This window comes from Sulfurivermis sp. (genome assembly GCF_059410345.1).
Window position 1 is genome coordinate 1 of sequence record NZ_JBLJDO010000028.1, and the last position, 25,738, is coordinate 25,738.

A 25,738-nucleotide genomic window follows, 5' to 3' on the forward strand; every position below is an offset into this window, starting at 1 on the left:
TGCGCATAATGTATATTATGTTAAATTAAAACGTCGGTAGATACAGTGCTCGTCATCGCCACTCCCCCTATTTCTCCAATCTGTTCCAGGCATCCAGCGCGGCGACCTTGTAGGCCTCGGTCAGGGTCGGGTAATTGAATACCGTGGTGAGGAAGTAGTCGAGCGTGCCGCCCAGTGCCAGCACCGCCTGACCGATGTGGATCAGTTCGGTGGCGCCTTCGCCGAGGATATGGACGCCGAGCAGGCGCCGGTCGTCCAGGCCGATCAGCAGCTTCAGCAGACCGTGGTTCAGGCCCATGATCTGGCCACGGGCAGTCTCGCGCAGGCGCGCGGTGCCGGTTTCGTAGGCAATGCCTTTCTTGACCAGTTCCTGTTCGGTCATGCCCACCATGCTCATTTCAGGCACGGCATAGACCCCGAACGGCAGGCTTTCGCTACGGCTGACGATGGGATGGCCGAAGGCGTGGCAGGCCACCAGTCTGCCCTGCTCCATCGAGGTGGAGGCAAGGCTGGGAAAGCCGATGACGTCGCCGGCGGCATAGATGTGCGGTACTGAGGTACGAAAGTTTTCATCCACCGTGACCAGATGGCGCTGGTCGTAGGTGACGCCGGCATTGTCCAACTGCAGGGCGTTGATGCTGCCGGAACGGCCGGCGGCGAACAACACCACATCCGAGCGGACGCGTTTGCCGCTTTTCAGGCGCGTGACGGCTTGGCCGTTTTCCTCACTGATACCAGCAACGTCCTCGCCCAGGCGCAATACCACGCCGCGCTCGCGCATCAAATGGATGAATTCCTCGATCACCTCACGGTCGAGGAATGGCAGGATGGAGTCGCGGCCATCTATCACAGTTACTTCGATGTCCAGCGCGCTGAAGATGGACGCATATTCGATACCGATGACACCGGCACCGACCACCGTCAGGGAACGCGGCAGCCTTTCCAGTCTGAGGAGATCGTCGCTGTCCAGTACGGTTCTGTTGTCGAAAGGAATGCCCTCCGGCCGCACCGGGTGGGTGCCGGTGGCGATGAGGAAAAAGTCGGCATGCATATCCTGGGTCTTGCCCTGGCTGCTGGTGACAACCAAATGGTGGGGATCGGTAAAACGGGCGGAGCCCTGCAACACGGTTACGCCATTGCGCGCCAGCTGGTGATTGATGACCTCGGCTTCACGCTCGATGGTGATGGACAGACGGCGTTTGAGATCTTCGATGGTGAGGTCGGTCTTGAGGCGATAGTCCTGTCCGTACAGCCCGCGCTGTTCCCAACCGGATAGGTACAGTACCGCTTCGCGCAGTGTCTTGCTGGGGATGGTTCCGGTGTGCAGGCAGACGCCGCCGACGCTGGCGCGGCGGTCGACGATGGCCACTTTCTTGCCGAATTTGGCCGCCTGAATGGCGGCGCGTTGGCCGGCGGGGCCGGAACCGATGACGACGAAATCGAAGTGCTGCATGGCATACCTTCCTGCAATGATTTCCCCCAAGTATAGGCTTCCCGCCGGAGCTGGCGGCCTCGGTGGGGGCTGCCGCGCAGGCGGGGCTACATGCCGCGTTTTTTCATGCGGCGGGTGTGTTCCAGTGCCTTGAGCTGCGCCAGCGCCTTGATCAGTTCGAGTTGGGCCTGGTCACGGTCGCTGTACAGCGGGCTGGTGCGTATGGTCTTTTCAGCCTGTTTCTTGGCTTCCAGAGCGGCGGCCTCGTCTACGTCTTCGCCACGCAATGCCGTATCGGCGAGGATGGTGACCACGTGCGGCAGCACCTCGATGTAACCGCCAGAAATATAGATATATTCCTCGGCACCATCCGCCTTGGTGATGTGTATCTCGCCGGGCAGCAGGTTGGCCAGCAAGGGGGAATGGCGCGGCAGGATGCCCAGTTCACCGTTGACGGACAGCACCGACACCATATGGGCCTCGCCGGTATAGATGGCACGTTCAGGGCTGGCGATGTTGAGCACAAAAGTCTTGTCGCTATGAATCACTGTGCCTCTCCCTGCTGCGGCGGGACGGTATGGCCAGTTTGTGCCATGGCGACGAGAATCAGTTCGACGACGGTTTCCAGGTCCGGGAACTTGTCGGTGTTGATGACCATGTCGAACAAGCCGGCATCGTGCAGGTGGCGTTTGAACATGTTGTACAGATAATCGTCGCGCTCCGCATTCACTTTGCTTACCTTGGCGCGCGCCTCATCCATGCTGAGGCCCTCGTGTGCCGCGACGCGCTCGGCACAATTCTCCTGGCTGCCGACGATGCGTATGCGAAACGCCGGTCGCGTGGCGAGGATGATATGGGCACCGCGGCCCAGAATCACACCGCCGCTCTGGCAAATGCCCAACACGACGTTGACCAGATGATAGCGGTAGGACTCCGGATAGGCCGTGCTGTTGCTGAACAGGCCGCGTATCCATGAGGTTACCTTGTCGACCCCTGCCTTGTCGTCCAGTTGCGACATCTGTTGGGTATCGATATGGGACTCTTCGGCGACACGTTCGAGGATCTGCCGATCAAACAGCTCGACGCCCAGGCGGGCGGACAGTTGTTGTGCGATTTCGTCGCCGCCGGCCCCATAATCGCGGGACAGGGCCACCACGGCTGGACGGCCCCCGACCGATGGCTGATGGCGCTGAAAGATGATTTCTGCGTTGACGATGGACTGGATCAACGCCTGGGCTTGACGGGTTGCTTTGTCGCTGAATTCCAAGGCCCTGTACTCCGTGTAAGGTGAAATCTGCCCTGAGGATACCGGCATCACGCTGTCATTGCCAAGTATTCAGGCGACGGGGCAACTGTCATGGGCAGGCCCGGATTCCAGGTATACTGGACTCAGCAAATGAAAAGGAATCCGCCATGCGTACCTGGCTACTGCTGTTTCCCCTGTCCCTGCTGCTGGTGGCTTGTGCCGGCACTGCGCCGCAACAGGCACCCCGTTTCCTGCATGAGGTTCCTGTCGGCACCCTCCTCTCCCTGGAGCGTGCCCTGCCATTCAAGGCGGGGGTGATACGGGTGTATTTTCAGGACGGCCAGGTGCATCACGGTTTTGGTTTCTTTGGCCACGGAGGTGTAAATCGCTATCGCACCCACTGCATGCTGGAGCTGAGTCACAAGCCGTCCACCGACTTTTCCCTCGCGCCGCGCGAGTATCGTCTGGATACGGTGCGCTGGGATGTCACCTATCTGATGCTGGACACCTCGGAGTTTCGTACCGAATGGCGGCTCAGCGGTGGTGGCGAGCCACAGGCCCATGCGTTTACCTGTTTCAAGACCGGCAACGCGGCCTTTGAGCCGCACCTGACTCTACAGGAGATCGATCACGCGGTCGGCGACTATTTGCGCCTGAAGGCGGCGGCCGGCGGTTCGTAGGCCGCGGGCTTCTTAGCGCCGTCGTGCCAGCAGACGATCCAGCTGGTTGGCGAAAGCCTGCCGATCGGCCAGCGACAAGGCCGCCGGGCCTCCTGTCTGTACACCGCTGTCACGCAACTGGCTCATGAAGTCGCGCATGGTGAGGCGCTCACGGATGTTGTCCGGGGTATAGAGTTCGCCGCGTGGATTCAGCGCATGAGCACCGCGTTCAATGGCGCCGGCGGCGAGTGGAATGTCAGCGGTAATCACCAAGTCCCCCGCTTGTACCTGTGCCACGATGTGATCATCGGCCACGTCAAAGCCTGCGGACACCTGGATGGATTTGATTACCCGTGAAGGCGGTGTGCGCAACGGCCGGTTGGCCACCAGGGTGAGCGGGATTTGCAGGCGTTCAGCCGCGCGAAACAGGATGTCTCTGATGACCGCAGGACAGGCATCGGCATCCACCCAAATATGCACTTCACTCAACTCCCATGCGGCGATGTGCGATCGCGCCCACTATGGATGAACTATCCGCCAGCGCGAGAATACCGCGCGGCCACCCACCGTGCAGCCCAGCGCCTCCAGCCACTCCCCCGCCACACGATTGGAGTTGTGGTTTAGCGAATAGGGTATGGGGTGCGGCACGAACTCCACATCCATCTCGGCATTGTATATGCGCGCATCCTGTGCGTCATGAAACATCTCCTCCAGTTGGCGATGCAAGGCGTTGACGGCATCCCGCTCCACGCGCAGTTCGAACAGGCGCTCGATGCCGATGCGGACCTGCTGCCGCACCATCAATTCAGTCATCGGCCCTGGCAATGCCTTGCGGCCCAGTGCCGCCTGGGTCGGCCCGAATAGCGCGGCCAAACCGGTGGCGAGGCTGGTGCGGCGCAGGGCATAAAACTCCCAGTCGCCGTAGGAATAACGCAGCATGCCGCCCAGGCCGTCAGGCAACACCAGGCTGGAGTGCCGGCCATGGTCGAGCAGAAAGACGCTCACGGGATCTTGCGGCGCGGGCGGTGGCGTCACTGGCACCCCGGTGCATCCAGTCAGCAATACAACAAGCAACAGCAGGCCGGGGGCTGACTTCACAGCATGGGAACTACGCAGATTGCTGGAAGTAACAGAGGGTGTTTTTGCCGCCGTTCTTCGCGGCATACATCGCCTGATCGGCAATCTTGATTAGATTCTCCGCTGTCTTTGCGTTCTCCGGAAAGAGGGCGATGCCGATGCTGGCCGAGATGGTGGCTATGGCATCGTCCAGCGCGAACGGCTGGGACAGGGCATCGAGAATGCTGCGCCCCACCGCTTCCACCCGAGTCAATTCGGACAGACCCGACAGCATGACGATGAACTCATCGCCCCCCAGGCGCGCCACCGTATCGGAACCACGTATGCAGCGTGCAATCCGCTCTGCCGCCTGCACGAGCAGCTGATCGCCGGCGTCGTGCCCATGGGTATCGTTCACGTCCTTGAAGCCGTCGAGGTCGATGAAGTACACCGCCATATGCTGACCGCGCTCGCCGCACTGCCGGAGCTCTTCGGCCAGTTGGGACTGGAACAGGCGCCGGTTGGGCAAGCCGGTGACGGCGTCGTAGTGGGCCTGCCGCCAGATGAGGTCATCCAGTTTTTTCTTTTCGGTGATATCGGACGATATTTTTACATAGCGATAAACACTGCCGTCGGGGTTGCGAACCACATTCATGGTTACCTGCTCGGCATATTCTTCGCCGTTCTTGCGCCGGTTCCACCACTCCCCTTCCCAATGCCCGGTGTCTGCCAACGCCTGCCACATGTGACGATAAAAGGCCTTGTCCTGGCGGCCTGATTGCAGCAGTCGCGGATTCTTGCCGATGACCTCGTGCAACTCATAGCCGGAGGTGCGCGTGAAGGCAGGGTTGACGCTAACGATCTGATTGTTCGCGTCCGTGGCCATGATGGAGGCGGTGCTGGCATTGAAGATCAGCGCGGCCAACCGGTTTTCCGCGTCCTGTCGCTTGCGTTCACTGATGTCGCGGGTAAACACGAAGAAAACACCGCCGCAGCTATCGGCGCGGCTGACGCTGATTTCGAATTCCAGGATGTGGCCATCCTTGTGGCGGTGTTTGGTTTCAAACAGGTCGTGACCGGTTTCAATGATCTTCTTGATATGTGCCGCGGTTTCCTCTGGTGACTCCACTGCCTCCAGATCCGAGATGGTCATGGTGAGCAGCTCATCACGGGTATAACCGACCATGCGGCAGAAGGTTTCATTGACGTCGATGATGCGGGCATCGGTGGTGCGAACGGCCCAGAAGCCGTCCCCGGCCGCCTGAATGATGGAGCGATATTCCAGCTCAAGCTGTTTGCGTACAGTGATGTCGCGGCAGATGGTGAGGATCAGGTTGTCGCCATTGTGTTCAATCATGCGGGAGTGCATCTCCACCGGGATGCGGCTGCCATTGCGGTGGAGGTGTTCCATTTCGAAGGTGCAAGCACCTTCCTGCCGCAGGCGCTGCACCCGTTCGGCAAAGCTGGAGGCATATTCGGGGGCGGTGATCTTCTGCGGCGGCAGCTGCAGCAATTCGTCCTTGGTATAACCCAGATAATCGCAGGCCGCCTGATTGACGGAGAGGAATCTCCCCTCTTCGTCCAGCACGAAGATGGCGTCACTGGCATGCTCGAACAGTATGCGCTGCATGTCGACGGGGATGTCGCTGGCCATGGGTAACGTCCTGTCAGCTGAGGCACTTACCTGATAGCAGTATTTGCGGGGGATGTCCAACATCCTCGACCTATAATTATTGGCCTACGACTAACCAGGAAATTGGCTTGTATGGCCATCTCTATCGCGTGCGTATCAACGCACTGCGGTAGGGCTACACTCTATAACATAGGATAGAACTCGATTATTTCCGGGCCGGGAGGTGTCGCCATGGTACGCAGAATCTTTCTTCAGGCGGTGCTGACGGGAGCGGCCTATGCCACCCTGGCGGGGGCCGGCCTGCTTAAGCCCCAAACCGTATTGGCTCGCTGGCCCAGCGATGTCTTCCATGCACAAACCCTGGACGCCGCCCTGTACGCGCTGACCGGCGGTGCTGTGATCACGGCAAGTGATGGCGTGGTGCTCAAGATGGCCGAGCAGGCACAGGATGGCCGCACCGTGCCGCTGGAGGTGATCAGCCGGTTGCCTGATACGCGCAGTATTGCGTTGTTGTCGGAACAGAACCCCTTCCCTGCCTTATCGCGTTTCGAGCTGACAGCGGCGGTGGCACCGGCGCTGAGCACCCGCATCAAGGTGGGAGGCAGCGGCCGCATTATTGCCCTGGTAGAAGCCGGCGGGCGCTATTACAGCACCACACACCGTATCGAGGTCTCAACCGGCGGTTGCTAGACCGGCAATGGAGGTGATGCACATGTCCAACGGACCCAGCAAACACCGCTTGCGCGCCGTGGCCGATGACGGCGCCGCCGATGTGCGCGTGCTGATTCAGCACCCCATGGAAACCGGTACCCGCAGACATCCCGAGACAGGCGAGCTGATTCCGCGCCACTACATCCGGGAACTGCATGCCGAAGTCAATGGGACGGAGGTGCTGCGTGCCTACTGGAGTTGGGGCATGGCCTTCAATCCCTACCTCGCCTTTCGTATCCGGCGCGCCCAGGTGGGCGATACGGTGCGGGTGTACTGGATCGACAATCTGGGCGTGGCTGATGCCGTGGAGGGCAGTGTCGGCTAACGCCCGTTCCGGAACTGCCGCTGTAACTCCTTTCTGCCGTCGCGCCGGAAAAATGGCCCGTGCCCTTTTCGCACCCCCGCGCAGTGATCTACGATGCCCCCACGATAAGGCGCACCGGGTCGCGCGATTACAAGAACCATGGATTTACCGGGGGCACGATGAGTTACCAGGCGGTATACGACCGGTCCATGGCGGACCCGGAAGGCTTTTGGGGCGAGGCAGCGGCGGCGCTGCACTGGGAACAACCCTGGCAGCAGGTACTCGATCGCAGTAACCCGCCTTTCTTCCGCTGGTTTGCCGGCGGCCGGCTCAACACCTGTTACAACGCTGTGGATCGCCATGTGGAGGCCGGCCGCGGCGAGCAGACGGCCATCATCTACGACAGCCCGCTGGCCGGTATCAAGGAGCGCATCAGTTACCGACAACTGCAGGAGCGCGTGGCACGTTTCGCCGGCGCCCTGGTGCAGCTCGGGGTGCAGCTCGGTGACCGCGTCATCATCTACATGCCCATGGTGCCAGAGGCGCTGGTGGCCATGCTCGGCTGTGCGCGCATCGGCGCCATCCACTCGGTGGTATTCGGCGGTTTTTCGGCACGCGAACTGGCCACTCGCATCGACGACGCCAAGCCGAAGGTCATCGTCGCCGGCTCCTGCGGCATCGAGCCCAGCCGCATCGTCCACTATAAGCCGCTGCTGGATGCGGCCATCGAGCAGGCGGCGCACAGGCCGCAGCACTGCATCATCCTGCAGCGGCCGCAGGAGCCGGCGGCGCTGATCCCCGGACGGGACCGCGAATGGCATGCCCTGGTGGCAGCGGCTCAGCCCGCCGCCTGCGTCCCGGTGGAGTCGTCCCATCCGCTTTACATTCTTTACACCTCGGGTACCACCGGTCAGCCCAAGGGCGTGGTGCGTGACACCGGCGGTCATGCGGTCGCCATGCAGTGGAGCATGGCCCATGTCTACGGCATGAAGCCGGGTGAGGTGTTCTGGGCCGCCTCGGACGTGGGGTGGGTGGTGGGCCACTCGTACATCTGTTATGGCCCGCTGCTGCACGGCTGCACCACGGTCCTTTACGAGGGCAAGCCGGTGGGTACGCCCGATCCCGGCGCGTTCTGGCGCGTGATCGCCGAACATGGCGTTGACGTGATGTTCACCGCGCCGACGGCCTTTCGCGCCATCAAGCGGGAAGATCCCGATGCCTCATGTCTTGCCAGGTATGACCTGTCGCGTTTTCGTGCCCTGTTCCTCGCCGGTGAACGTTGCGATCCGCCGACGCTGCAATGGGCGCAGGAAAAGCTGCACGTTCCGGTGATCGATCACTGGTGGCAAACCGAAACCGGCTGGGCCATCGCCGCCAACTGTCTGGGCGTCGAGTCCTTGCCGGTGAAGGCTGGTTCGCCGTCGCGCGCCGTGCCCGGCTACGATGTGCAGGTGCTCGGCGACGACAACCAGCCGTTGCCGGCCGGTGCCATCGGCCGCATCATGATTAAACTCCCCCTGCCGCCTGGTGGCCTGCTGACGCTATGGGGCAACGACCAGCGTTATGTCAGCGCCTATCTCTCCGCTGCCCCGGGCTACTACCTGACCGGCGACGCCGGCTACCAGGATGAGGACGGCTATCTGTGGATCATGAGCCGCATCGACGACATCATTAACGTCGCCGGTCACCGCCTCTCCACCGGGGCGATGGAAGAGGTGCTGGCCGCCCACCCCGACGTGGCCGAGTGCGCGGTCATCGGCACCAGTGATGAGTTGAAGGGTGAAACGCCCCTCGGCCTGGTGGTGCTCAAGGCCGGGGTGGCGCGTGATGTCGCGGCGATCGAACGGGAGCTGATCGCCCTGGTGCGCGAGCGCATCGGTCCGGTGGCCTGCTTCCGTCATGCCCTGGTGGTGAAGCGTCTGCCCAAGACCCGCTCTGGCAAGATTCTGCGCGGCGTGATGCGCAAGATCGCCGACCATCAGCCCTACGCCATGCCGGCGACCATCGACGATCCGGCGATCCTTGATGAGCTCAAGTCGGTGTTTGATACGGCCGATAATGCTGGATAACGATGCGCCAACAGCCAACGCCATGCCACTACGCCAGTACACTCGGTCTCAGCACCTGCCGCTGCTTCTCTGCAGCGTGTGGTTGTGGGTGGCCGTTCCGGGGGTGGCATCCGATATCTACAAATACACCGACGCCGATGGCACGGTGACCTACAGCGCATTGATGCCGCCCAGCGGGCCGTACGAGAAGCTGGTGCCCAGCTGCCTGCTGAGCTATATCGGTTGCGAGCTTTCCCGTTCCGACTGGAGCCGCGTGCCGCTCAATCACAAGGATTATCACCAGCACATCCGCGCGGCCGCCGAGCGCCATGGACTGGAACCTGCCCTGGTGCGGGCGGTGGTGCATGCGGAATCCAACTTCAACCATAAGGCCGTTTCCCGCGCCGGCGCCCAAGGATTGATGCAGCTCATGCCCAAGACCCAGCACAGTCTCGGCGTGCGCGATCCCTTCGACATCCATGAAAACCTCGATGGCGGCAGCCGGCTGCTGAAGGAGCTGTTGTCCCGTTACCGCAACAACATTCGTCTCGCCGCTGCCGCCTACAACGCCGGGCCGGACGCGGTGGAGCGCCATCGCGGCATCCCGCCCTATGAAGAAACGCGCAACTACGTGCGCCGGGTCACCGAGCTGTATGCCCGGTACAAACAGGCCCTGTGATCCCGCTCCGCTCCAACAGCCACCGCTGATATACGACAACCACGGCGCCGCGCCGCTACAAATGTCACAAAGCTCCCAGCCGCCCCAGCAGACGCTGTTTGCTAACTCACTGCTGTACATATAGAAAGCGCTATGGCCTCGTCCTTGCTTAGAGGCGCCGTGGCACACCATCCCAGGTTGGGTGCGCGGTCAGTGGGAGATGAGGGATGAGCGAGTCTGCATTACATGCCGCATGTCTGCGCCACATGCCGCTGGTGGTTGGCTATGACAATGCCTTGGACGCCCTCGGGCTGTGGTGGCACAAGGTCGCGCTGATCGGAAAGATCAACAGCCATGCGGTGGCCGACACGCTGATTGACGATATGCACGATACCCGACGCCGTTTCCAGGAGTTGCAGGGACACCTGATCGACAACCTGGTGCGCGAGAACGTGCGCAAGGTGGAGCTGGAATTTAGTGCCCGCGCCCAGGCGGCCATCGATATCCTGGTACGCAATCTGTTTGAACGCACGGCGGATGTGGGCTTTCTGGCTACCGACGACGATATCCGTGGCTTTCTGCTCCAGCCCGAGGCGAATGCGGACAGCATCAAGGCCGTGATTGCACGCCTGAGTGAATACGTTGCCAAGTACAGCGTCTACGACGAAATCGTCATCCTCGACCCGCAGGGCCGGGTGCGTGCCCATCTCGATGCAGGCAACCCCATCAGTCAGAGCGATACACCCCTGCTGGATATGGTGTTGCACAGCGATGCGCCCTATGTTGAGACGTTCGGGCCCTCTGCCTTGCAAGTGCAGCGTCGCGCTGCCCATATCTTCTCTGCGCCCATTACCGATGGTGACGGTCCCGGCGCCGCGGTGCTTGGAGTGTTGTGCCTGTGTTTTCGCTTCGACGACGAGGTACGGGGCATCTTTGCCAATCTGGCCCGGCCGGGAGAGGTCATCGCCATTCTCGACGACAGGGGCTGCGTCATCGCCAGCAGTGACGAAGCGACGCTGCCGCTACGCGCGCAGGTGCGCGATCATGGCCGCGACGCCATCGGCGTGATTCAGCACAATGGAGAACACTATCTGTCGCGCACCTGCCCGGCCCGCGGCTATCAGGGTTATGGCGGTCTCGGCTGGCAGGGTCATGTCATGCGTCCGCTGCGCTCGGCCTTTGCGGTGAACCATGGGGCGCAGGCCGGGCAGCACCGGTTAGAGCGGTCGCGCATGTTTTCCGAAGAGCTGCGTGCCATCAGACGCAATGCCGCACTGGTGACCGACGACCTGACTCTGGTGGTCCTGAACGGGCAGATCGTTTCCGCCAAGCAGGATGCCGCCGAATTCATGCCGGTGCTGGAGGAAATCCGCAATATCGGCCAGCGCACCCGCGGCGTGTTCGACGAATCCATCGCCGACCTCTATCACACAGTGGTCAGTTCGGTGCTCAGCGAGGTGCAGTTCCAGGCCTTTCTGGCGGTGGACATCATGGATCGCAATCTGTACGAGCGCGCCAACGATGTGCGCTGGTGGGCGCAGACCTCGGTGTTCCGCGCCCTGCTTGGCCGAGCCAACCGCAGTGCCGCGGACGATGCGGTGCTGGCGGAGGTGCTGCGGTACATCAACGGACTCTATACCGTCTACAGCAATCTGCTCCTGTTCGATGGCAGTGGCGTGATCACCGCCGTTTCCAGTGCCCAGGCAGCGTCCTGGGTGGGGCGGCCCCTGCCCCACACGGACGATGTGCGCGCCACACTTGCCCTGGGGGCAGCGCAGCAGTATGCGGTATCACCCTTTGCCGCGACGCCACTTTACGAGGATCGCCATACCTATCGTTACCTCGCCGCGGTGCGTGATATTGCCTGTGAGCGGGTGGTGGGGGGCATTGCCACCATCTTTGATGCCGCACCGCAATTCTGCTCCATGCTGACGGATACCCTGCCGCGCGATGCAAGCGGCGAGATAGTGCCCGGCGCGTTCGGTGTGTTCGTGGAGCGCGACGGCCGTATCATCGCTAGCAGCCGAGACGATTTGGCCCCGGGAGAGCGGCTGACGCTGGAGAGCGGCTTCTTCACGCTGAAAAACGGTGAACGCGGCGCCGCGATGCTCGAATACGCAGGTCATCACTATGCCGTTGGTGCGGCCATGTCGCAGGGGTACCGTGAATACAAAACCACCGGCGACTACGACAATGATGTGCTGGCACTGATCTTCGTGCCGTTATGAGGCTCCGGCTGGAGGCGGTTGCTAGGCCAGGGTGAGCTTGCTGGTATCGATCTGTGCGGCCTCGACCTGCTCCGGCTCCTTCAGCACCACGCCCGGCTCGGCCAGCGTCAGCGCACTGAGATCGAGCTGCGGCGGCTCTACAGTGCTCGGCGGCACCAGTTGCACGCCCGGCTCGGCCATGGACAGCGCACTCAGATCGGCCTGGAATTCCGCCACCGGCGTCGGCTCGACAATGGTTTCGCCCACCGCGCCCAAGCTCAGGTGGGAGGTGTCCACCTCCAGTGCGGCGACCTGTTCCGGCTCCTTGATCAGTACGCCTGGTTCGGCCAGGGTGGCGTTGAGTCCCGTCGCGGCGGTCGGGGTGGGTTCGGCTGCGGCCGTTGCAGGCGCGGGAGTTGTTGTCGGCACGGCGGCGGCCAGGTCGACCACCTGACACACGGCACCGGCCTGCAGCAGCGCCTGCTGGTACTTTTTGGCGGTGGCCTCGTCGACCCCTTTCTTGATGGTCACCGGTTTGCCGCTGAACATCGGCGCGACCTTGGCCATGTCCACCTTGAACAATTGGGCGAAATTGGCCATCACCCGTTCGGTAGTGGCACCTTCGACCAGCTCGCCGCTGAACATCACTGCAAACGTATTCTCGCTCATGGCATGCCTCGCAGGCTTCAGGCCGTCGTTGGTGTAAGAGTAAGACCCAACCGCGCCACCGGTCAAAATCCCGTTGTCTAATTCCGGTATAACCTGACTTTCTGTTGGGTTGAATACAGGGCAATAGATGAGTATTTTGCTTAGGTATTGCGGTAGCGTATGATCCGGCACGGAGGGGCCACACCACATGCTGGTATTGCCTAGCGGTAGAGTCGTCGATCTGTCCACGGACCGTTCCAGATACCACGCCTTGCGGCAAGCGGGCGTGGGGCCGGCCGCAGAACACCCGGCCTTGTATGGATTGGTGGACGTGGTCTATCGCTATCGTGACGACGACGGCACGCCGCGCCAGGGTTGGACCGAATACGACTATGTATTTTCTGGCTACACCCTCGACAGCGTGCGCCACGCTGCCGACTGGCCGGAGGACGACAAGGTCGCGCTGGAGCGCTGGATACGGCAGGATGACCAGCGTCGCGTCATTGAAACCGCCCGCCGCCGCCTCGTCGACAATCAGGCGCAGCTGTCCGCCAAGTTCTACTCTGCACCGCGCCACCTGTTTTCTTTGCTGTGCGATCGCCTGCAGGCCCTGCCCTTGCAGCGCGCCAGTGTTGCCCAGTGGCGCGCCACCCTCGCCAACATGGCGCAGCAGGGTGTGCGTGCCGAGGAGTTGCAGTGGTCCGGCCTGGCCGACTTTCTGCACCCGCAGGCACCAGATGCCGTGCTCAGCAAGCAACAAGTCCTCCAGCAGGTGAACTTCAGCTCCATCCGCCTCGAGCTGAGCACCGAGCAGGTATGGGGCGCCGACGGTGGCCTCAATTTCCGTGAGGTGGTGCGGCGCATGCCCCATCAGGCTGTCTATCGGGCCGCGCTGAAACTGGACGCCAGCTGCCTGTGCGTCCAGCGCTACGTCGACAGTTGCTATAACTACCGTGTCGGCGTGGTGAAGACGCTGCACAACGGTCATCACATGGCCTTGAACAAATACTGGTTTGCCCTTGACCCGTATGGCCGTGCCGTTGCCAATCCCGAAGCGGTGGGCGACGCCAACAGGCTGTTCTTCGACAGCAGTCTCGATGCCAAGCTGGCGGCTGACCGTCATGCCCGCGAACACTTCGATATCCGCAGTGGTGCCAGTAACCACACGCGCTATGATCACCTCACCCTGTACGGTGGCCACGACTATCGCGAATGGATCGTCAGCCTGCCCGACCACCAACGGGTGTTTTTCGGCGCCCATTTCTACGACCACAATGTGCTGGTGCACCTGCGCACCACCACGCGCAGCGACAACCGCGGCCGCATGTTGCTGTTCATTGAGGAAATCCAGAGCGACTGGCATCAGTGCGGCAAGCGTGATGGCTACGACAGCAGCTGGTGGGGCCAGGTGGCCAATGCGCCGTTCAAGAAGGAATGGGCCGCCCTCGCCGCCAAATTGATGCTGATCCATGCCAGCGAGAATGGCTACGCCGGCATCGCCTGGCCGCAGGGCGATATCCAGGAGTTGCGCTATAGGCGCGAGCTCACGCCCATCAAGCACCACTACGATCGTGAAATTCCCCAGGCACTGAACCGCCTCGGCCGGGCATTCCAATGTCAGGTCGAGTCCACCCTCATTGCCACACGCGACCCCTGGCTCAACCTGGAAAAACACGAGGACAAATGGCGCGTCGCCGATGGTCAGGGCAAGTTCCAGACCAAGGCGCGGTTTCAGAGCCGTGACGAGGCAATGGCGGTCATCGCCCGCCATTGCCGTGCCACCGATTTGGTGGTGCCGGCGTTCTTCATCAGCGAAGACTTGCGGCGGCAGATCGCCGGCCAAGGCCTGCCCCTGTTCGGCGAGACCTTCTGCTAATCAGCACCATTGCCGGGATAGCGGAATACTTTGGGCCGCGTCACGAATGTCCGAAAAGGTTCTGGCTGCCGGGATAGGCGGTGCGTTAAGCTGGCGGCCACCAACAGGCAGTCATGCCGCGTAAGGCCAAGCGCCCATGAATATCATCACCTACCAACTGAAGCTGGAAGACGGGCGCTCCTACACCTTCGAGATCGATATTGATCGCCCTTCGGAAAACTCCATCGCCGGTACCGGCGCCCACGCCGAGTGGACTCGGCTGGAGAACAACCGCTGCAGCAACTGCCCGCTCGATCCCGCCACGGCGCGCTATTGCCCGGCCGCCGTCGACATCGAGGAGATTGCAGAGCAGTTCGTGCAAACGCTGTCCATCCAGCGTGCCGATGTGTGGGTGCATACGCGCCAGCGCAGCTATTTCAAGAACACCGACTCGCAGACCTTTCTCAACTCCATCTTCGGCGTGATCATGGCCTCCAGCGCCTGTCCGATCCTCGCCCGCCTCAAGCCGCTGGCCTACTTCCACCTCCCCTTCGCCAATCTGGAGGAAACCTTCCACCGCCTGGCCGGCGCCTATCTGGTCAAACAGTACCTCAGCCTGCGCGAAGGCGACGCGCAACCGGACTGGGAGCTGAGCGGGCTGGAGCAGCTCTACGCCGAACTGAAAACCGTCAATATCCACTTCATGAAGCGTCTGCGCACCGCCTCCAGGGAAGATGCCAGCATCAACGCCTTGCAATCCTACGTCTCCCTCACCCACCTGGTCGGCATGGGCGTGGACGATGTACTGGGCAAGATGCTGCCGCTGCTGCGCAAGGGCTTCTGACCCCCGCCATCCCCCGCGCCGCCCGGTCTGATGGCCTCGGGCAGCCATCCACCGCTTGTCTTATATCATGTATATCTATACAGTATGCGCCGTGTACACGCGCCACGCGCCTCCCGCGTGTGGGGCCAAGGCAATCACCCAGAAGGAACCCTCCGAAAATGGCCGTAATCGTCAAATACGCAAGCGACAAGGACCTGACCACGATGTTCGATAACCGCGCCGAGGCAGAGGCCTACGATGCCCGCCTGGAACAGCAGGAGAACCTGGCGGAGTTGCTGGAGCAGGCCGCCAAAGAGACCGGCATCACCCTGCCTACCGAAAGCGCCCATCAACTTGCCACCGCCCTGGTGGAGAATCACGGCCCGCGCCTGCTGGAGGTGGTCAGCGGCAAGAAGCCGCGTCAGATTCAGCCGAAAAAGCCCGCCGCCGAGACCGGTGCCTGAGCGCTACCGCCTCGCCGCCTCTGCCACCCGGCAGCAGGCGGTGCCTGGCCCTGCCCCTGCTATAGTTGTTCAGGCGACGCTCTTCCCCAACGGCAGGCCACTCCCATGCGCCACCTCCTTGTCCTCTTGTGTTGTCTGCTCGGCAGCGGTGTCGCCGTTGCGGATGCGGCGCGCCACGGCTTCTGGGGCGCCATCGATTTGGGTGTCGGCAACCTGCGTCTGGAGCCGACGGTAGCGCAGGCGCGCAGCCTGACGCGCCTCAATCTTGCCCTGTCCGGCGGTTATACGCTCCATCCGCAGGTGCAGATCGGCCTCGCCGCCGGCGGCTGGAACATCAAATCCGGCAACCTGTGGAATCCAGCCGACGGTGAGGGAATCTCTACCCTGTTCGCGGTCGCGCGCCTGTGGCCCAGCGCCGAGTCGAGGCTGTACGTCAGGCTGGCCGGCGGCCGCGCCACCCACTGGGACAATGCCTATCAGGCTGCGAACGGCGGCGGCGATGCCTATGAAGTGGGTATGGGATACGAACTGTTCCGCTACGCCGCCACCGCAACGCACTGGTATCTCCACTACACCCGCGGCAGCATCGACGGCTATACGGCGCCGGACGGTGTGAAACAGAACGAAGCCTTCTCTGCCATCAGCACCGGGCTTGTGTTGAGCTTCTGATCTCTCGATCCTGCCACCAGAGCATGAGACTATCGATACGTTTGCAGAAGAGTTCGCATTGTCACGAGTATATCCATGACCACTGAAACCCAGGCCACCGCCCCGGCGAAGACCGGCTCAGGCTGGAAGATTGCCGCCATCGTCCTGCTCACCTTCCTGCTTACGGTGGTGCTTACCCTGTGGCTGGTCTTTACGCTCGTTTTTCCCTCGCAATTCAAGCCGGTCACCCTCAGCCAGAAAGAGGCGCAGGTATTGGAGCAGAAGCTGGAACGCCTTGAGCCTCGCGCACGCCAGGCGCGTCCCGCCACCGGCGGCCAGCCGGCCCTCACCCCCGAGCGCTACGCGGAGGCCGGTGCCCGCCGCGAGATCGCCCTCAGCGAGAAAGAGCTCAATGCCCTGCTGGCCACCAATACCGATCTGGCCCATCGTCTCGCCATCGACCTGTCCGACAATCTGGCCAGTGCCAAGCTGCTGGTGCCGCTGGCCCCCGACTTTCCCCTGCTCGGCGGCAAGACCATCAAGCTGACCGCCGGCATGGAGATGCGCTACGCCCAGGGCCGCCCGGTGATGATTCTCAAAGGTGTCAGCATCGGGGGCGTGCCTGTGCCCAACGCCTGGCTCGGTAATCTGAAGAATGTTGACCTGGTGCAGGAGTTCGGCGCCGACCAGGGCCTCTGGAAGTCCTTTGCCGATGGCGTGGATGCCATCGAAGTGAAGGATGGAGAATTGCGGCTGCGGCTGAAGGAGTGATCGCAACGGCGGCCACCGGATGACACATAGGAACATCGATGAACAAGCAGGAAGTCGAACTGTTGAGTAAAGAGATCGAAATGCTGATGAGCGAGCGGCGCACCTGCTCCGCGTCGTCGGTGCGGCGGCGGTGCTGGTCACCAATACCGACGCTGCCAGCCTGCCGGAGGGCGTGGTCAACGCCGCCGAGGTGTTGTCCGAGATGCTGAATGCCTTGCCGGAAGAAACGCTGAAGGATGCCCTGGAGTCGGTGCACGCCGAGCCGGATGTCGTCTAGTCCATCTCGCTAGAACCGTTCCCGCGTACCCATGTAGCGCCACTGACCCGGCGGCAGCTTTGCCATCGGCAGGCGGCCGATGCGTATGCGCTTCATCGTTACCACCCTCAACCCAACCTGTTCACACATGAACTGAATCTGGCCCGGCCGCGGCGCCTTCAGGGCGAAGCGCAGCCGGTTCTCGCTCTGCCAGCTCACCTTGCCGGCCGGCAGCGGCTGGCCTTCAAAGCGCAGGCTGTGCTGCAGCTGTTCGAGAGCGCCGGCAACGGGTGTGCCCTGGACGTCGACAACATACTCCTCCTCCAGCGGATGGGCCGTATCGCCCAGCTTGCGCAGCACGCGCCGGTCCTGGGTGAAAACAGCCAATCCAGCGGCCCCGGCCTGCAACGGCAGGGCCGAGGCCAGACGGATGAAATGGCCGCGCAACACCCGTTGGTCACTGGGATCGTCCGCCGCATGGGAGGCCGGCGAGATCAGTTTCACCGCCGCTGCCGGATCGGTGCCGGGCGGCAGGTGCAGCAGCAGGGTCACCGGCTCTTGCGGCTCGGCCCGGGCCTGCGGGTCGAGTTCGATCTTCTGTCCCTCGCTGACCCGGAATTGCGGCTCATCCACCATCACCCCGTCGACCCGGACCCAACCGCCGGTTATGTAGAGTTCGGCCTCGCGGCGCGAGCACGGCAGCATGTGGGCAAGACGCTTGGCGAGGCGCAACGGTTCGGTCATGCGGGGGGGGCTCCAGGTGGGCGGGGCATCATTGTAACCGGTGCGGCCCGCTGCCTTCACAGGAAGGTCAGAATTTGCTATTGCGCAAAATGACAGGCGCTTGTCGATGTATCGGGGGTTGCGCCCCCGGAACTGCGCCAAAATTGGCATGTGTACCGCGCTGTCATGTGTCAGATGTCATGACAAGTTGAGCTTCCACCCCTCATAACGACCAGTTTGCTCAGTTTTTGTGAGTTTTGGATTGGCACTGCCTTTGCTATGGCACTTAACTGAAAGAGTAACTAACGCAACGCTCATACCTGACGACAGTCTCGCGTTGCGACAGATATAAATGCACGCAGCAGCCATTGAGCTGCGCGATCACCAAAGGATACAGGAGCATAACGATGCCTATCCGCATCGCCCCCGTGGCGTTGGCCTGCCTCTGCGCGGCCGTCTTTGGCCTGCTCGCCGCACCCGCGGTCTACAGCGCAACGACTGAGCCACAGGGCGATACCCTCCTCCAGCACTTCGACCGTGCTACCGGCAAACGTATCATTCCCAACGAGCGCTGCCTGACCTGCCACGGCGATGAGAATGAAAAGACCGATGTGCGCGATGACGGCCGCAAGATCAACATCTTCGTCCACGCCGAGCAGATCAAGGCCAGCGTCCACGGAGAACAACAGTGCAATAGCTGTCATACCACCATCCGCCGCGTACCGCATCGCGAGGCGCCGGAACTCATCGTCGGTTGTGTCGATTGCCACAAGGAAACCTGGGCCAAGCATCAGAATGACCCGAGTGGCAAACACGAACGCCTCAAGGTGGTGATTGAGCAGATCGACAACTTCATGGGCTCGATCCATGCCCAGCCCAACAAGCTGGATCAATCGCGCACCAACGCCACCTGCTACGACTGCCATGACGGTCACAACGTCGGCAAGCTCGGCAGCATTCAGCGCGACGAAAAGCGCCTGAAGAACCCGGAAGTCTGCGGGCGCTGTCATGAGGAACAGCTGGCCGAGTACCGCACCTCCGATCACGGCAAGGCCGTGCTGGAGAAAGGCGACAGCAAGGCCGCGGTCTGTTCCGACTGCCACACCACCCACGCCATCAGTTCGCCGGAATCGGATTCCGCCAAGCTGGCGATCACCAAGAATTGCGGTGACTGCCATCAGGATGCGCAACGCACCTACTTTTCCTCCTACCATGGCCAGGTGCACCGCCTCGGTTACACCAACACCGCCAAGTGCCATGACTGTCACGGCGGCCACGCGGTCAAGGGCAAGGACGATCCCACCTCCGCCATCCACGCCAACAACCGGCTGGAGAATTGCCGCAACTGCCACACCAATGCCAACGAGAACTTCCTCAGCTTCTGGCCGCACGGCGATGCGGACGACAAGGACAACTATCCGGCGCTGTGGTGGGCCAAGCGCTTCATGCAGGCGCTGATCTTCGGCGTCATCGCCTTCTTCTGGGTACATGTGCTGCTGTGGCTGTACCGCGAGCTGATGGATCGCTTCCAGGGCAAGGGCTTCATCGAGAATCTGGATCGCCCCGACATCGTCTATTTCCGCCGCTTCTCTGTCGTATGGCGCTGGATCCATGCGTTGTTTGCCATCTCCACCATGACCCTGATCCTCACCGGCACCACGCTGCTGTTCTCCCACACCAGTTGGGCGAAGGCGGTGATTGCCTTCCTCGGCGGCCCGCAGGTGGAAGGCATCATCCACCGCACCGCCGCCGTGATCTGGCTGGCCATCTTTGTGGTGCACCTGGCCATCGCACTCACCAACATCTGGCGCAAGCGCAAGACCTTCGAGTGGTTCGGCGGCACCTCGATGCTGCCCAACTGGAAGGACCTGCAGGATCTGCGCGACATGTTCCGCTGGTTCCTCGGCCGCGGCCCACGCCCCGAGTTCTGCCACTGGACCTATTGGCAGAAGTTCGACTACTGGGCGCCGTTCTGGGGCGCAGCCGTGATCGGCTCGTCGGGCATCATCCTGTTTGCGCCGGAGGCCACCGCTACCGTTCTGCCGGGCTGGGTGTTCAACATCGCCACCCTGATCCATGCCGAGGAGGCGCTGCTGGCGGCCATCTTCCTCAACTCGGTGCACTTCTTTAATGTGCATTTCCGTCCCGAGCGCTTCCCGATGAGCACCACCATCTTCACCGGTGCGATCCCCATCGAGGAGTTCAAGCATGACCATCGCCTCGAATACGAGCGCCTGGTCGCCGCCGGCGAGCTGGAGAAGCATCTGGTCAAGCGGCCGTCGCGCCGTGCCGACCTGGCGGCATCGTTCATCACCAGCGTGCTGATCATGGCGGGCCTCGCCCTGCTCACCCTGGTGCTGATCGGTCTGGCGACCATGCCGGACTGAGGCAAACGGCAACCATGCAGAGAGATGACACCATGAAAAAACAGCTTCGCAGTCTCCTCGTCGCCGTGCTGGCTCTGCTCCCGGCTGCCGCGCCGGCCGCCGGTCCGTCCGGCATGGCCCTGGCTTTCACCTGCGCCGGTTGTCACGGCACCGACGGCTCCAGCGTGGGTCCGTCCATGCCCTCCATCGCCGGCATGGACCCGGAGGTCTTCGTCGATGCCATGAAGGCCTACCAGGCCGATGAGCGCAATGCCACCATCATGAACCGCATCGCCCGCGGCTACAGCGATGCCCAGCTCAAGGAGATGGCCTGGTTCTTCGCCGGGCAGCAGCTGCGCCTGTACCCCCAGCAACACAATGCGGCGCTCGCCGCGCGCGGCGCCAAATTGCACGACAAGCATTGCGAGAAGTGCCATGAGAATGGCGGCCGCCCCGGCGACGCCGGCACTCTGGCCGGCCAGTGGATGCCCTATCTGGAATACACCATGGCGGACTTCATGTCCGGCAAGCGCGAGTGGCCGCGCAAGATGAAGCGCAAGGTCGATGATGCGATTGCGGAAGAAGGCAAGCAGGCCATTCCCGCCCTCATCCACTACTACGGCAGCCAGCAGTGATGGTGGCGCCGAGGAAACCAGCCATGACCAATATGCAGCGCAGAACCTTCATTCGTGCACTCGGCGGCGCCACCGTAGTCGGCGCTACCCTCGGCTTTCCTTCCTTGGTATTGGGCGCCCCCCGCCGCGTGGTGGTGGTCGGCGGCGGCGTCGGCGGCTGCACCGCGGCCAAATATCTGCGCAAGCTCGACCCGAGTCTGTCCGTCACCCTCATTGAGGCCAAGCCCACCTACACCTCCTGCTTCATGAGCAATGAAGTGTTGAGCGGTGAGCGCACCCTGAAATCCCTTACCTTCGGCTATGACGGCCTGCGCCGTCACGGTGTCGAGGTGGTGATCGATACGGTGGCCGGCATCGACCCGGTGAAGAAGACGGTACAGACCAAGGCGGGTCACCGCTTCGATTACGATGCCTGCGTGGTCTCTCCCGGCATCGGTTTCAAGTGGGGCGCCATCGAGGGCTATGACGAAAAGGCCGCCGAAACCATTCCCCACGCCTGGAACGCCGGTCCACAGACCCAGCTCCTGCGCCGTCAGCTGGAGGCCATGCCCAAGGGTGGCACGGTGATCATCACGGCGCCGGCCAATCCCTTCAAATGCCCACCCGGCCCCTACGAGCGCGCCTCGCAGATCGCCATGTACTGCAAGCACCACAAGCCGCGCGCCAAGATCCTGATCCTCGATGCCAAGGACGCCTTCTCCAAGCAGGGGCTGTATTACGAAGGCTGGACCCAGCTGTATGGCTACGGCAGCAACAACAGCATGATCGAGTGGGTGAGCGGCGCCATGGGCGGCAAGGTGGAGTCGCTGGACCCGGGCACGCGCACCCTGCAATGTGAGTTCGACGAGTTCCAGGCCGACGTGCTGAACATCATTCCGCCGCAAAAGGCCGGCGCCATCGCCTTTGCCGCCGACCTGACCGACGGCGACTGGTGCCCGGTGGACAAGCGCACCTTCGAATCCAGCCGCCACAAGGATATCTACGTCCTGGGCGATGCAACGGCCGGTGCGCCCATGCCCAAGTCGGCCTACGCGGCCAACTCCCAGGCCAAGGTGGCCGCCCTGGCGATCACCGAGCGCTTCAAGGGCCGGGAGCCGGCCGACCCTACCTTCACCAACACCTGTTACAGCATTCTGGGTGAGGACTTCGGCATCTCCGTCGCCGCGGTGTATGGCTGGAACTCGGCCAGCAAGACGGTGGAAGAAATGCCCAACTCTGGCGGCGTCTCACCGCTCAACGCCAGCGCGGAACTGCGCAAGCGCGAAGTGAGCTACGCCCATAGCTGGTTCAAGAACGTCATCAACGACATGATGGAGTAAGGCGAGGAGCAACCGCCTGGAGATTCGCCGAAGATCACAACGCCGGCATTGACAGAGGCGCGTAACTCGCTAGAATTGCGCGCCTCCACCGCGGGAATAGCTCAGTTGGTAGAGCACAACCTTGCCAAGGTTGGGGTCGCGAGTTCGAGTCTCGTTTCCCGCTCCATATTGAACGGTCATGGCCGCATTGCGGCCGCCGCTTGACGTCCTTCCCTACTCCGCCAGGGCCTTCTGAATCAGCGGCACCAGCGGTTCCGGCAATTTGATGCCGCCAGACAAGGCAAACTGCTGGGCGCGGCCAGACATCTTCTTCCAGGTCTTGCGGATGATGTCGAGCCACTTGGCCTCGTCGTATTCGGGATGCTTGCCCGCGAAATCCAGCATGTAATGCTCGATGAAGGTCAGCGCGGCCGTATCCTCCAGCAACTGGGTGTCCGGATTGACCTTGAGCGCCCGCTTGCCCACCGCCTGCTTGACCCGTTCAATGTCAGCCTCGGCGCAGCCCGCCTGCGCCATCAATGCGGCCGCCGTCTCGGCATGGAACTTGTAGAGATGGGTGCGCCACTGCAGATAGCCGTTGCGGTCCATGGGATAGTCGCTGCGCGGCGATTTCCAGCGCTGGATGTGCTGCGCACGGATCGCCAGTTGCTGCGCCTCGTCCGCCTCCGGCGTATAGCGCTGCAGGACATCGGACATGCGGTGGGAATAGAGCAGTTCCTTCGGCCACTCCTTGCCCTCCGCGAATTCAGTGTTGGGGTCTTCCGCATTGGCCGCGTCGATGAGCGCAACGGCCCGAATGAACTCATGCGATTGAATAGCCATGATCACCTTCCCAAGCGGGGTCGAGCCCCTCTGGTCCGTTTGTTTCCTTAACCCGAAATCGGTCGCGCCACCGCGGCAAGCAGGTCTTCATGTCCCGGTTCCGCAAACGCGAAATCCGGCGCGCTTTCACGCGCCCGCTTTGCCACTTCGCTTGCCTTGGCGTATTTGCGCAAGGCGATGTACTCGCTGATCAGCAGCCGTGACAGACACAGAACTGCCCGCGTCTGTTTCCATGTCAGCATCTGCCGGTAAATCTCTTCGTACAACTCGATGGCATGCTGATACTCGTCATGGCGACTCAGCAGGAGATTGATGGCCGCCGAGTCGTTGCCTACCTCGACGGCATGGTAAATCTGGTCCACAAACGCGGCAAACTCGCGGCGCGCCGCCAGCCCCCGCGCCGCGGTGACGCTGTGCGGATTGCGTGACCTGGAGGAATCGAGAACGCCGAATACGTCCGCACGCCGGGCCCGGCGATACTCAATTTCATCGGCGACTTCGTCGGCGATCTCCTGTTTCCGGTTGGCAAACCAGAACCGGCCAATCAGATAACCACTCACACCACCGAATACGTGGGCGATGAAGTTGATGCCCGAACTGCCACCGTCGCTGATCATATACCAGGCGTCCCAGCCGATATACCACATGGCAAGAAGCCAGGCCGGTAGATAGACGTTGCGTGCGTAATGCAGCACCCAGACAAAGGTGCGTATGCGCACATTCGGCACCAGATAACCGGACAAACCGATCATGCCCGTGACGACGCCGGAAAATCCCAGCGCCGGCAATGGCGGACGATCAAACAAATGAACGGTGGAAAAATAGGCTAGATCGGCGGTCAGGGCGATGAGCACCATCGCCGCCGCAAAACGCAGGCGGCTGCCGATAACCATCTCCAACGCCGGTGCGAAGGCGAAGAAAAAGATCAGATTGCCGAGCAGGTGCCACCAGCTGCCATGGGCCAGCGCCGAGGTAATGCTGCGCCACGGGTTATAGGAAAGCGGATCGGCCATCAACTTTGCATCAAGGCTCGACGGAACAAACAGGCGCGCCTGCTCGTACTCGGCAAACAAGTCAGCGATGTGTGCGTTATAGCGTTGACGCCGCTCAGGATCGGTCATCCCCGCCCCGGCCGCGCGCATATATTCGCGGTAGGCCTCCTTATCCGGCCGCTGGTGCAGGACGCCCAGGAGTGAAATGCAATACTCCGGCTCACTGCGCAGGCTGCTGGCCTGTGCAGAGTCCGAGGCGGGTTCATTGGGTGCGTAGCAATACGCATTGAATCCGGCTTCGATGGCGGCTTTGTTCGTATCCTGTGCGTAATAGATGGCGGTGCAGAGTGCCATCAAGGCGAACACCAGCCAGGGCATGCGCCCCCAGCCAACGTCGGCACTGTGGGGAATCATCAGAAGCATGAATGTCGGCCGTTGCGGCGCTATTCGTTCGGACGATACAGCCGGTGTTCGAACAGCGGCAGCAGAATGATGACCAGACATGCAGCAAGGGCGACGGTGCGCTCCACACTACTCTCCCCGCCGAACGACAACACAATCAACGGCGGCGAGAACAGACAGGCCGGGACGCGGGCGGCGATTTCGCTGCGCCGCAACTTCTTGCTGCCAGAAACCGACACGTAATAGAGCACAAAGCAAAGGGCCAATGACGCCAAGCCCCATCCAAGCAGTGGCTGTCCTTGCAACAGCATCCAGAACGCCAGGATCATGCCTGCAATAGGCAGCAGGCCGAGCATCGTCCAGTCCTTCAGGCTTTCCCGCATCATGGATATCTCCCGGGTGCATTGATGCTGCCCAATATATCCGAACGGCCCGAAAAGGGTTATCCCCCTCCCTCGGCGGACCAACGTGCCCCCTGTCGTCCTGTACCGTTGAAATAAAGAATCCCTGCGGTATGCACCGCAGGGATTCAAGTAAAGTACCCTGTGGCTAGCGGACTACTTCTGCACCGACTTGATGAACTCACTGACGGCGTAGACATCCTCCGGTGTCATGTTGTCCTTCAACAAGGGCATTTTGTGTTCCTTGGTATCGGTGGTATGACGGCCTAGTACCGCCTTCAACACCCGCTCGGTCACACAGCCCTTGCCTTGCTTCTGGAGCCCGGTCAGGTCGGCAGGCGCAACCTTAAGAAAATCGACGAGGTGGCCCTTGCCGTCCGCCTGGTCACCGTGGCAGTGCAGGCAACGCTGCGCGTAGATTGAGCGCCCCTTGCTCAACGCGTCGCCACCCGCTTCAGCTGCCATTGCGACGGCATTGCCACCGATCAGTGCTGCGAACAGAAAAATTGCTTTGGCTTGGTTTGACATCGGCTGGCCTGCCCCAGGTTTCACGTACACCTAGTTAAGGTGGCATGATGAAACCTGGAGGTAAGAAATGGCAAGAAGGCAATTTAGTCGGGAATTCAAATTGGGGGCGGTTCGGCTGGTCCGTGATCAGG

At 61.9% G+C, this 25,738-nt stretch carries 27 protein-coding genes and 1 tRNA gene; 16 read left to right on the plus strand and 12 right to left on the minus strand.

What is annotated here, in order from left to right; genetic code table 11:
• Window positions 1-67: 67 nt before the first annotated feature.
• The 3 genes from sthA to ACMV8A_RS14635 all read right to left on the minus strand — a co-directional run bounded on the left by sthA (window position 68) and on the right by ACMV8A_RS14635 (window position 2,699).
• Entirely contained in the window at window positions 68-1,453 is a 1,386-nt protein-coding gene (gene sthA, locus ACMV8A_RS14625) for a Si-specific NAD(P)(+) transhydrogenase (RefSeq protein ID WP_495326619.1), read from the minus strand.
• A gap of 86 nt (window positions 1,454-1,539) precedes the next feature.
• Window positions 1,540-1,980 carry a F0F1 ATP synthase subunit epsilon gene (locus ACMV8A_RS14630; protein ID WP_495326620.1) on the minus strand — a complete coding sequence of 147 codons (441 nt, stop codon included), beginning with the start codon at window positions 1,978-1,980 and terminating at the stop codon, window positions 1,540-1,542.
• Entirely contained in the window at window positions 1,977-2,699 is a 723-nt protein-coding gene (locus tag ACMV8A_RS14635) for a cytidylate kinase-like family protein (RefSeq protein WP_495326621.1), read from the minus strand. The genes ACMV8A_RS14630 and ACMV8A_RS14635 overlap by 4 nt, the downstream gene beginning before the upstream one ends.
• Window positions 2,700-2,845: 146 nt before the next feature.
• Between ACMV8A_RS14635 and ACMV8A_RS14640 the strand changes: the two genes are divergently transcribed.
• Complete coding sequence (locus ACMV8A_RS14640) at window positions 2,846-3,358, plus strand: hypothetical protein (RefSeq protein WP_495326622.1); 513 nt, start codon at window positions 2,846-2,848, stop codon at window positions 3,356-3,358.
• 12 nt (window positions 3,359-3,370) lie between these two features.
• On the opposite strand, the gene ACMV8A_RS14645 is transcribed toward ACMV8A_RS14640, so the two are convergent.
• From ACMV8A_RS14645 to ACMV8A_RS14655, 3 genes are all read right to left on the minus strand, one after another.
• On the minus strand, window positions 3,371-3,817 hold the full coding sequence (locus ACMV8A_RS14645) for a YaiI/YqxD family protein (RefSeq protein ID WP_495326623.1): 447 nt from the start codon (window positions 3,815-3,817) through the stop codon (window positions 3,371-3,373).
• Between the two features lie 39 nt (window positions 3,818-3,856).
• A complete protein-coding gene (locus ACMV8A_RS14650; RefSeq protein ID WP_495326624.1) occupies window positions 3,857-4,342 on the minus strand; it encodes a hypothetical protein in 486 nt (161 codons plus the stop codon).
• A 103-nt stretch (window positions 4,343-4,445) separates the two neighbouring features.
• Window positions 4,446-6,047, minus strand: coding sequence for a sensor domain-containing protein (locus ACMV8A_RS14655; protein WP_495326625.1), 1,602 nt, complete (start codon window positions 6,045-6,047; stop codon window positions 4,446-4,448).
• A gap of 210 nt (window positions 6,048-6,257) precedes the next feature.
• Here ACMV8A_RS14655 and ACMV8A_RS14660 point away from each other — a divergent pair, with 210 nt between their 5' ends.
• The 5 genes from ACMV8A_RS14660 to ACMV8A_RS14680 all read left to right on the plus strand — a co-directional run bounded on the left by ACMV8A_RS14660 (window position 6,258) and on the right by ACMV8A_RS14680 (window position 11,975).
• On the plus strand, window positions 6,258-6,716 hold the full coding sequence (locus ACMV8A_RS14660) for a thiosulfate oxidation carrier protein SoxY (RefSeq protein WP_495326626.1): 459 nt from the start codon (window positions 6,258-6,260) through the stop codon (window positions 6,714-6,716).
• A gap of 22 nt (window positions 6,717-6,738) precedes the next feature.
• On the plus strand, window positions 6,739-7,062 hold the full coding sequence (soxZ, locus tag ACMV8A_RS14665; RefSeq protein WP_495326627.1) for a thiosulfate oxidation carrier complex protein SoxZ: 324 nt from the start codon (window positions 6,739-6,741) through the stop codon (window positions 7,060-7,062).
• Between the two features lie 158 nt (window positions 7,063-7,220).
• Window positions 7,221-9,110, plus strand: coding sequence for a propionyl-CoA synthetase (locus ACMV8A_RS14670; protein ID WP_495326628.1), 1,890 nt, complete (start codon window positions 7,221-7,223; stop codon window positions 9,108-9,110).
• 22 nt (window positions 9,111-9,132) lie between these two features.
• Window positions 9,133-9,768 carry a transglycosylase SLT domain-containing protein gene (locus ACMV8A_RS14675; RefSeq protein ID WP_495326645.1) on the plus strand — a complete coding sequence of 212 codons (636 nt, stop codon included), beginning with the start codon at window positions 9,133-9,135 and terminating at the stop codon, window positions 9,766-9,768.
• Window positions 9,769-9,974: 206 nt separating this feature from the next.
• Window positions 9,975-11,975: a cache domain-containing protein gene (locus ACMV8A_RS14680; RefSeq protein ID WP_495326629.1), complete on the plus strand. Its 2,001-nt coding sequence runs from the start codon at window positions 9,975-9,977 to the stop codon at window positions 11,973-11,975.
• A 21-nt stretch (window positions 11,976-11,996) separates the two neighbouring features.
• Here the strand turns inward: ACMV8A_RS14680 and ACMV8A_RS14685 are convergent, their stop codons facing one another.
• Window positions 11,997-12,623 carry a hypothetical protein gene (locus ACMV8A_RS14685; RefSeq protein WP_495326630.1) on the minus strand — a complete coding sequence of 209 codons (627 nt, stop codon included), beginning with the start codon at window positions 12,621-12,623 and terminating at the stop codon, window positions 11,997-11,999.
• A gap of 187 nt (window positions 12,624-12,810) precedes the next feature.
• On the opposite strand from ACMV8A_RS14685, the gene ACMV8A_RS14690 reads away from it, so the two are divergent.
• From ACMV8A_RS14690 to ACMV8A_RS14715, 6 genes are all read left to right on the plus strand, one after another.
• Complete coding sequence (locus ACMV8A_RS14690) at window positions 12,811-14,478, plus strand: hypothetical protein (protein ID WP_495326631.1); 1,668 nt, start codon at window positions 12,811-12,813, stop codon at window positions 14,476-14,478.
• 136 nt (window positions 14,479-14,614) lie between these two features.
• Entirely contained in the window at window positions 14,615-15,301 is a 687-nt protein-coding gene (locus ACMV8A_RS14695; RefSeq protein WP_495326632.1) for a DUF6901 family protein, read from the plus strand.
• 158 nt (window positions 15,302-15,459) lie between these two features.
• On the plus strand, window positions 15,460-15,744 hold the full coding sequence (locus ACMV8A_RS14700; protein ID WP_495326633.1) for a YebG family protein: 285 nt from the start codon (window positions 15,460-15,462) through the stop codon (window positions 15,742-15,744).
• A gap of 105 nt (window positions 15,745-15,849) precedes the next feature.
• On the plus strand, window positions 15,850-16,413 hold the full coding sequence (locus ACMV8A_RS14705; RefSeq protein WP_495326634.1) for a hypothetical protein: 564 nt from the start codon (window positions 15,850-15,852) through the stop codon (window positions 16,411-16,413).
• A gap of 75 nt (window positions 16,414-16,488) precedes the next feature.
• Entirely contained in the window at window positions 16,489-17,163 is a 675-nt protein-coding gene (locus ACMV8A_RS14710; protein ID WP_495326635.1) for an arginine N-succinyltransferase, read from the plus strand.
• A gap of 130 nt (window positions 17,164-17,293) precedes the next feature.
• Window positions 17,294-17,440 carry a hypothetical protein gene (locus tag ACMV8A_RS14715; RefSeq protein WP_495326636.1) on the plus strand — a complete coding sequence of 49 codons (147 nt, stop codon included), beginning with the start codon at window positions 17,294-17,296 and terminating at the stop codon, window positions 17,438-17,440.
• A gap of 9 nt (window positions 17,441-17,449) precedes the next feature.
• On the opposite strand, the gene ACMV8A_RS14720 is transcribed toward ACMV8A_RS14715, so the two are convergent.
• Window positions 17,450-18,163, minus strand: a complete 714-nt coding sequence (locus ACMV8A_RS14720; RefSeq protein ID WP_495326637.1) for an rRNA pseudouridine synthase — start codon at window positions 18,161-18,163, stop codon at window positions 17,450-17,452.
• A 386-nt stretch (window positions 18,164-18,549) separates the two neighbouring features.
• Here ACMV8A_RS14720 and ACMV8A_RS14725 point away from each other — a divergent pair, with 386 nt between their 5' ends.
• The 4 genes from ACMV8A_RS14725 (at window position 18,550) to ACMV8A_RS14740 (ending at window position 22,628) form a co-directional block, all read left to right on the plus strand.
• Complete coding sequence (locus ACMV8A_RS14725) at window positions 18,550-20,529, plus strand: multiheme c-type cytochrome (protein WP_495326638.1); 1,980 nt, start codon at window positions 18,550-18,552, stop codon at window positions 20,527-20,529.
• A 32-nt stretch (window positions 20,530-20,561) separates the two neighbouring features.
• Window positions 20,562-21,143, plus strand: coding sequence for a c-type cytochrome (locus ACMV8A_RS14730; protein ID WP_495326639.1), 582 nt, complete (start codon window positions 20,562-20,564; stop codon window positions 21,141-21,143).
• Window positions 21,144-21,166: 23 nt separating this feature from the next.
• On the plus strand, window positions 21,167-22,462 hold the full coding sequence (locus tag ACMV8A_RS14735) for an FCSD flavin-binding domain-containing protein (protein WP_495326640.1): 1,296 nt from the start codon (window positions 21,167-21,169) through the stop codon (window positions 22,460-22,462).
• 90 nt (window positions 22,463-22,552) lie between these two features.
• Window positions 22,553-22,628 (plus strand) — tRNA-Gly (locus tag ACMV8A_RS14740).
• 47 nt (window positions 22,629-22,675) lie between these two features.
• Here ACMV8A_RS14740 and ACMV8A_RS14745 read toward each other — a convergent pair.
• The 4 genes from ACMV8A_RS14745 to ACMV8A_RS14760 all read right to left on the minus strand — a co-directional run bounded on the left by ACMV8A_RS14745 (window position 22,676) and on the right by ACMV8A_RS14760 (window position 25,607).
• A complete protein-coding gene (locus tag ACMV8A_RS14745; protein ID WP_495326641.1) occupies window positions 22,676-23,284 on the minus strand; it encodes a DUF4202 domain-containing protein in 609 nt (202 codons plus the stop codon).
• Window positions 23,285-23,331: 47 nt separating this feature from the next.
• Entirely contained in the window at window positions 23,332-24,699 is a 1,368-nt protein-coding gene (locus ACMV8A_RS14750) for a rhomboid family intramembrane serine protease (protein WP_495326642.1), read from the minus strand.
• 20 nt (window positions 24,700-24,719) lie between these two features.
• Complete coding sequence (locus ACMV8A_RS14755; protein ID WP_495326643.1) at window positions 24,720-25,064, minus strand: hypothetical protein; 345 nt, start codon at window positions 25,062-25,064, stop codon at window positions 24,720-24,722.
• A 171-nt stretch (window positions 25,065-25,235) separates the two neighbouring features.
• Entirely contained in the window at window positions 25,236-25,607 is a 372-nt protein-coding gene (locus ACMV8A_RS14760) for a c-type cytochrome (protein WP_495326644.1), read from the minus strand.
• Window positions 25,608-25,738 lie beyond the last annotated feature (131 nt).

Coding starts and splice junctions, on each gene's coding strand:
- sthA (WP_495326619.1), bottom strand. CDS start 1,453: ATGCAGCACTTCGATTTCGTCGTCATCGGTTCCGGCCCCGCCGGCCAA.
- ACMV8A_RS14640 (WP_495326622.1), top strand. CDS start 2,846: ATGCGTACCTGGCTACTGCTGTTTCCCCTGTCCCTGCTGCTGGTGGCT.
- ACMV8A_RS14655 (WP_495326625.1), bottom strand. CDS start 6,047: ATGGCCAGCGACATCCCCGTCGACATGCAGCGCATACTGTTCGAGCAT.
- ACMV8A_RS14660 (WP_495326626.1), top strand. CDS start 6,258: ATGGTACGCAGAATCTTTCTTCAGGCGGTGCTGACGGGAGCGGCCTAT.
- soxZ (WP_495326627.1), top strand. CDS start 6,739: ATGTCCAACGGACCCAGCAAACACCGCTTGCGCGCCGTGGCCGATGAC.
- ACMV8A_RS14670 (WP_495326628.1), top strand. CDS start 7,221: ATGAGTTACCAGGCGGTATACGACCGGTCCATGGCGGACCCGGAAGGC.
- ACMV8A_RS14675 (WP_495326645.1), top strand. CDS start 9,133: ATGCCACTACGCCAGTACACTCGGTCTCAGCACCTGCCGCTGCTTCTC.
- ACMV8A_RS14680 (WP_495326629.1), top strand. CDS start 9,975: ATGAGCGAGTCTGCATTACATGCCGCATGTCTGCGCCACATGCCGCTG.
- ACMV8A_RS14685 (WP_495326630.1), bottom strand. CDS start 12,623: ATGAGCGAGAATACGTTTGCAGTGATGTTCAGCGGCGAGCTGGTCGAA.
- ACMV8A_RS14690 (WP_495326631.1), top strand. CDS start 12,811: ATGCTGGTATTGCCTAGCGGTAGAGTCGTCGATCTGTCCACGGACCGT.
- ACMV8A_RS14695 (WP_495326632.1), top strand. CDS start 14,615: ATGAATATCATCACCTACCAACTGAAGCTGGAAGACGGGCGCTCCTAC.
- ACMV8A_RS14700 (WP_495326633.1), top strand. CDS start 15,460: ATGGCCGTAATCGTCAAATACGCAAGCGACAAGGACCTGACCACGATG.
- ACMV8A_RS14705 (WP_495326634.1), top strand. CDS start 15,850: ATGCGCCACCTCCTTGTCCTCTTGTGTTGTCTGCTCGGCAGCGGTGTC.
- ACMV8A_RS14710 (WP_495326635.1), top strand. CDS start 16,489: ATGACCACTGAAACCCAGGCCACCGCCCCGGCGAAGACCGGCTCAGGC.
- ACMV8A_RS14720 (WP_495326637.1), bottom strand. CDS start 18,163: ATGACCGAACCGTTGCGCCTCGCCAAGCGTCTTGCCCACATGCTGCCG.
- ACMV8A_RS14725 (WP_495326638.1), top strand. CDS start 18,550: ATGCCTATCCGCATCGCCCCCGTGGCGTTGGCCTGCCTCTGCGCGGCC.
- ACMV8A_RS14730 (WP_495326639.1), top strand. CDS start 20,562: ATGAAAAAACAGCTTCGCAGTCTCCTCGTCGCCGTGCTGGCTCTGCTC.
- ACMV8A_RS14735 (WP_495326640.1), top strand. CDS start 21,167: ATGACCAATATGCAGCGCAGAACCTTCATTCGTGCACTCGGCGGCGCC.
- ACMV8A_RS14745 (WP_495326641.1), bottom strand. CDS start 23,284: ATGGCTATTCAATCGCATGAGTTCATTCGGGCCGTTGCGCTCATCGAC.
- ACMV8A_RS14750 (WP_495326642.1), bottom strand. CDS start 24,699: ATGCTTCTGATGATTCCCCACAGTGCCGACGTTGGCTGGGGGCGCATG.
- ACMV8A_RS14755 (WP_495326643.1), bottom strand. CDS start 25,064: ATGATGCGGGAAAGCCTGAAGGACTGGACGATGCTCGGCCTGCTGCCT.
- ACMV8A_RS14760 (WP_495326644.1), bottom strand. CDS start 25,607: ATGTCAAACCAAGCCAAAGCAATTTTTCTGTTCGCAGCACTGATCGGT.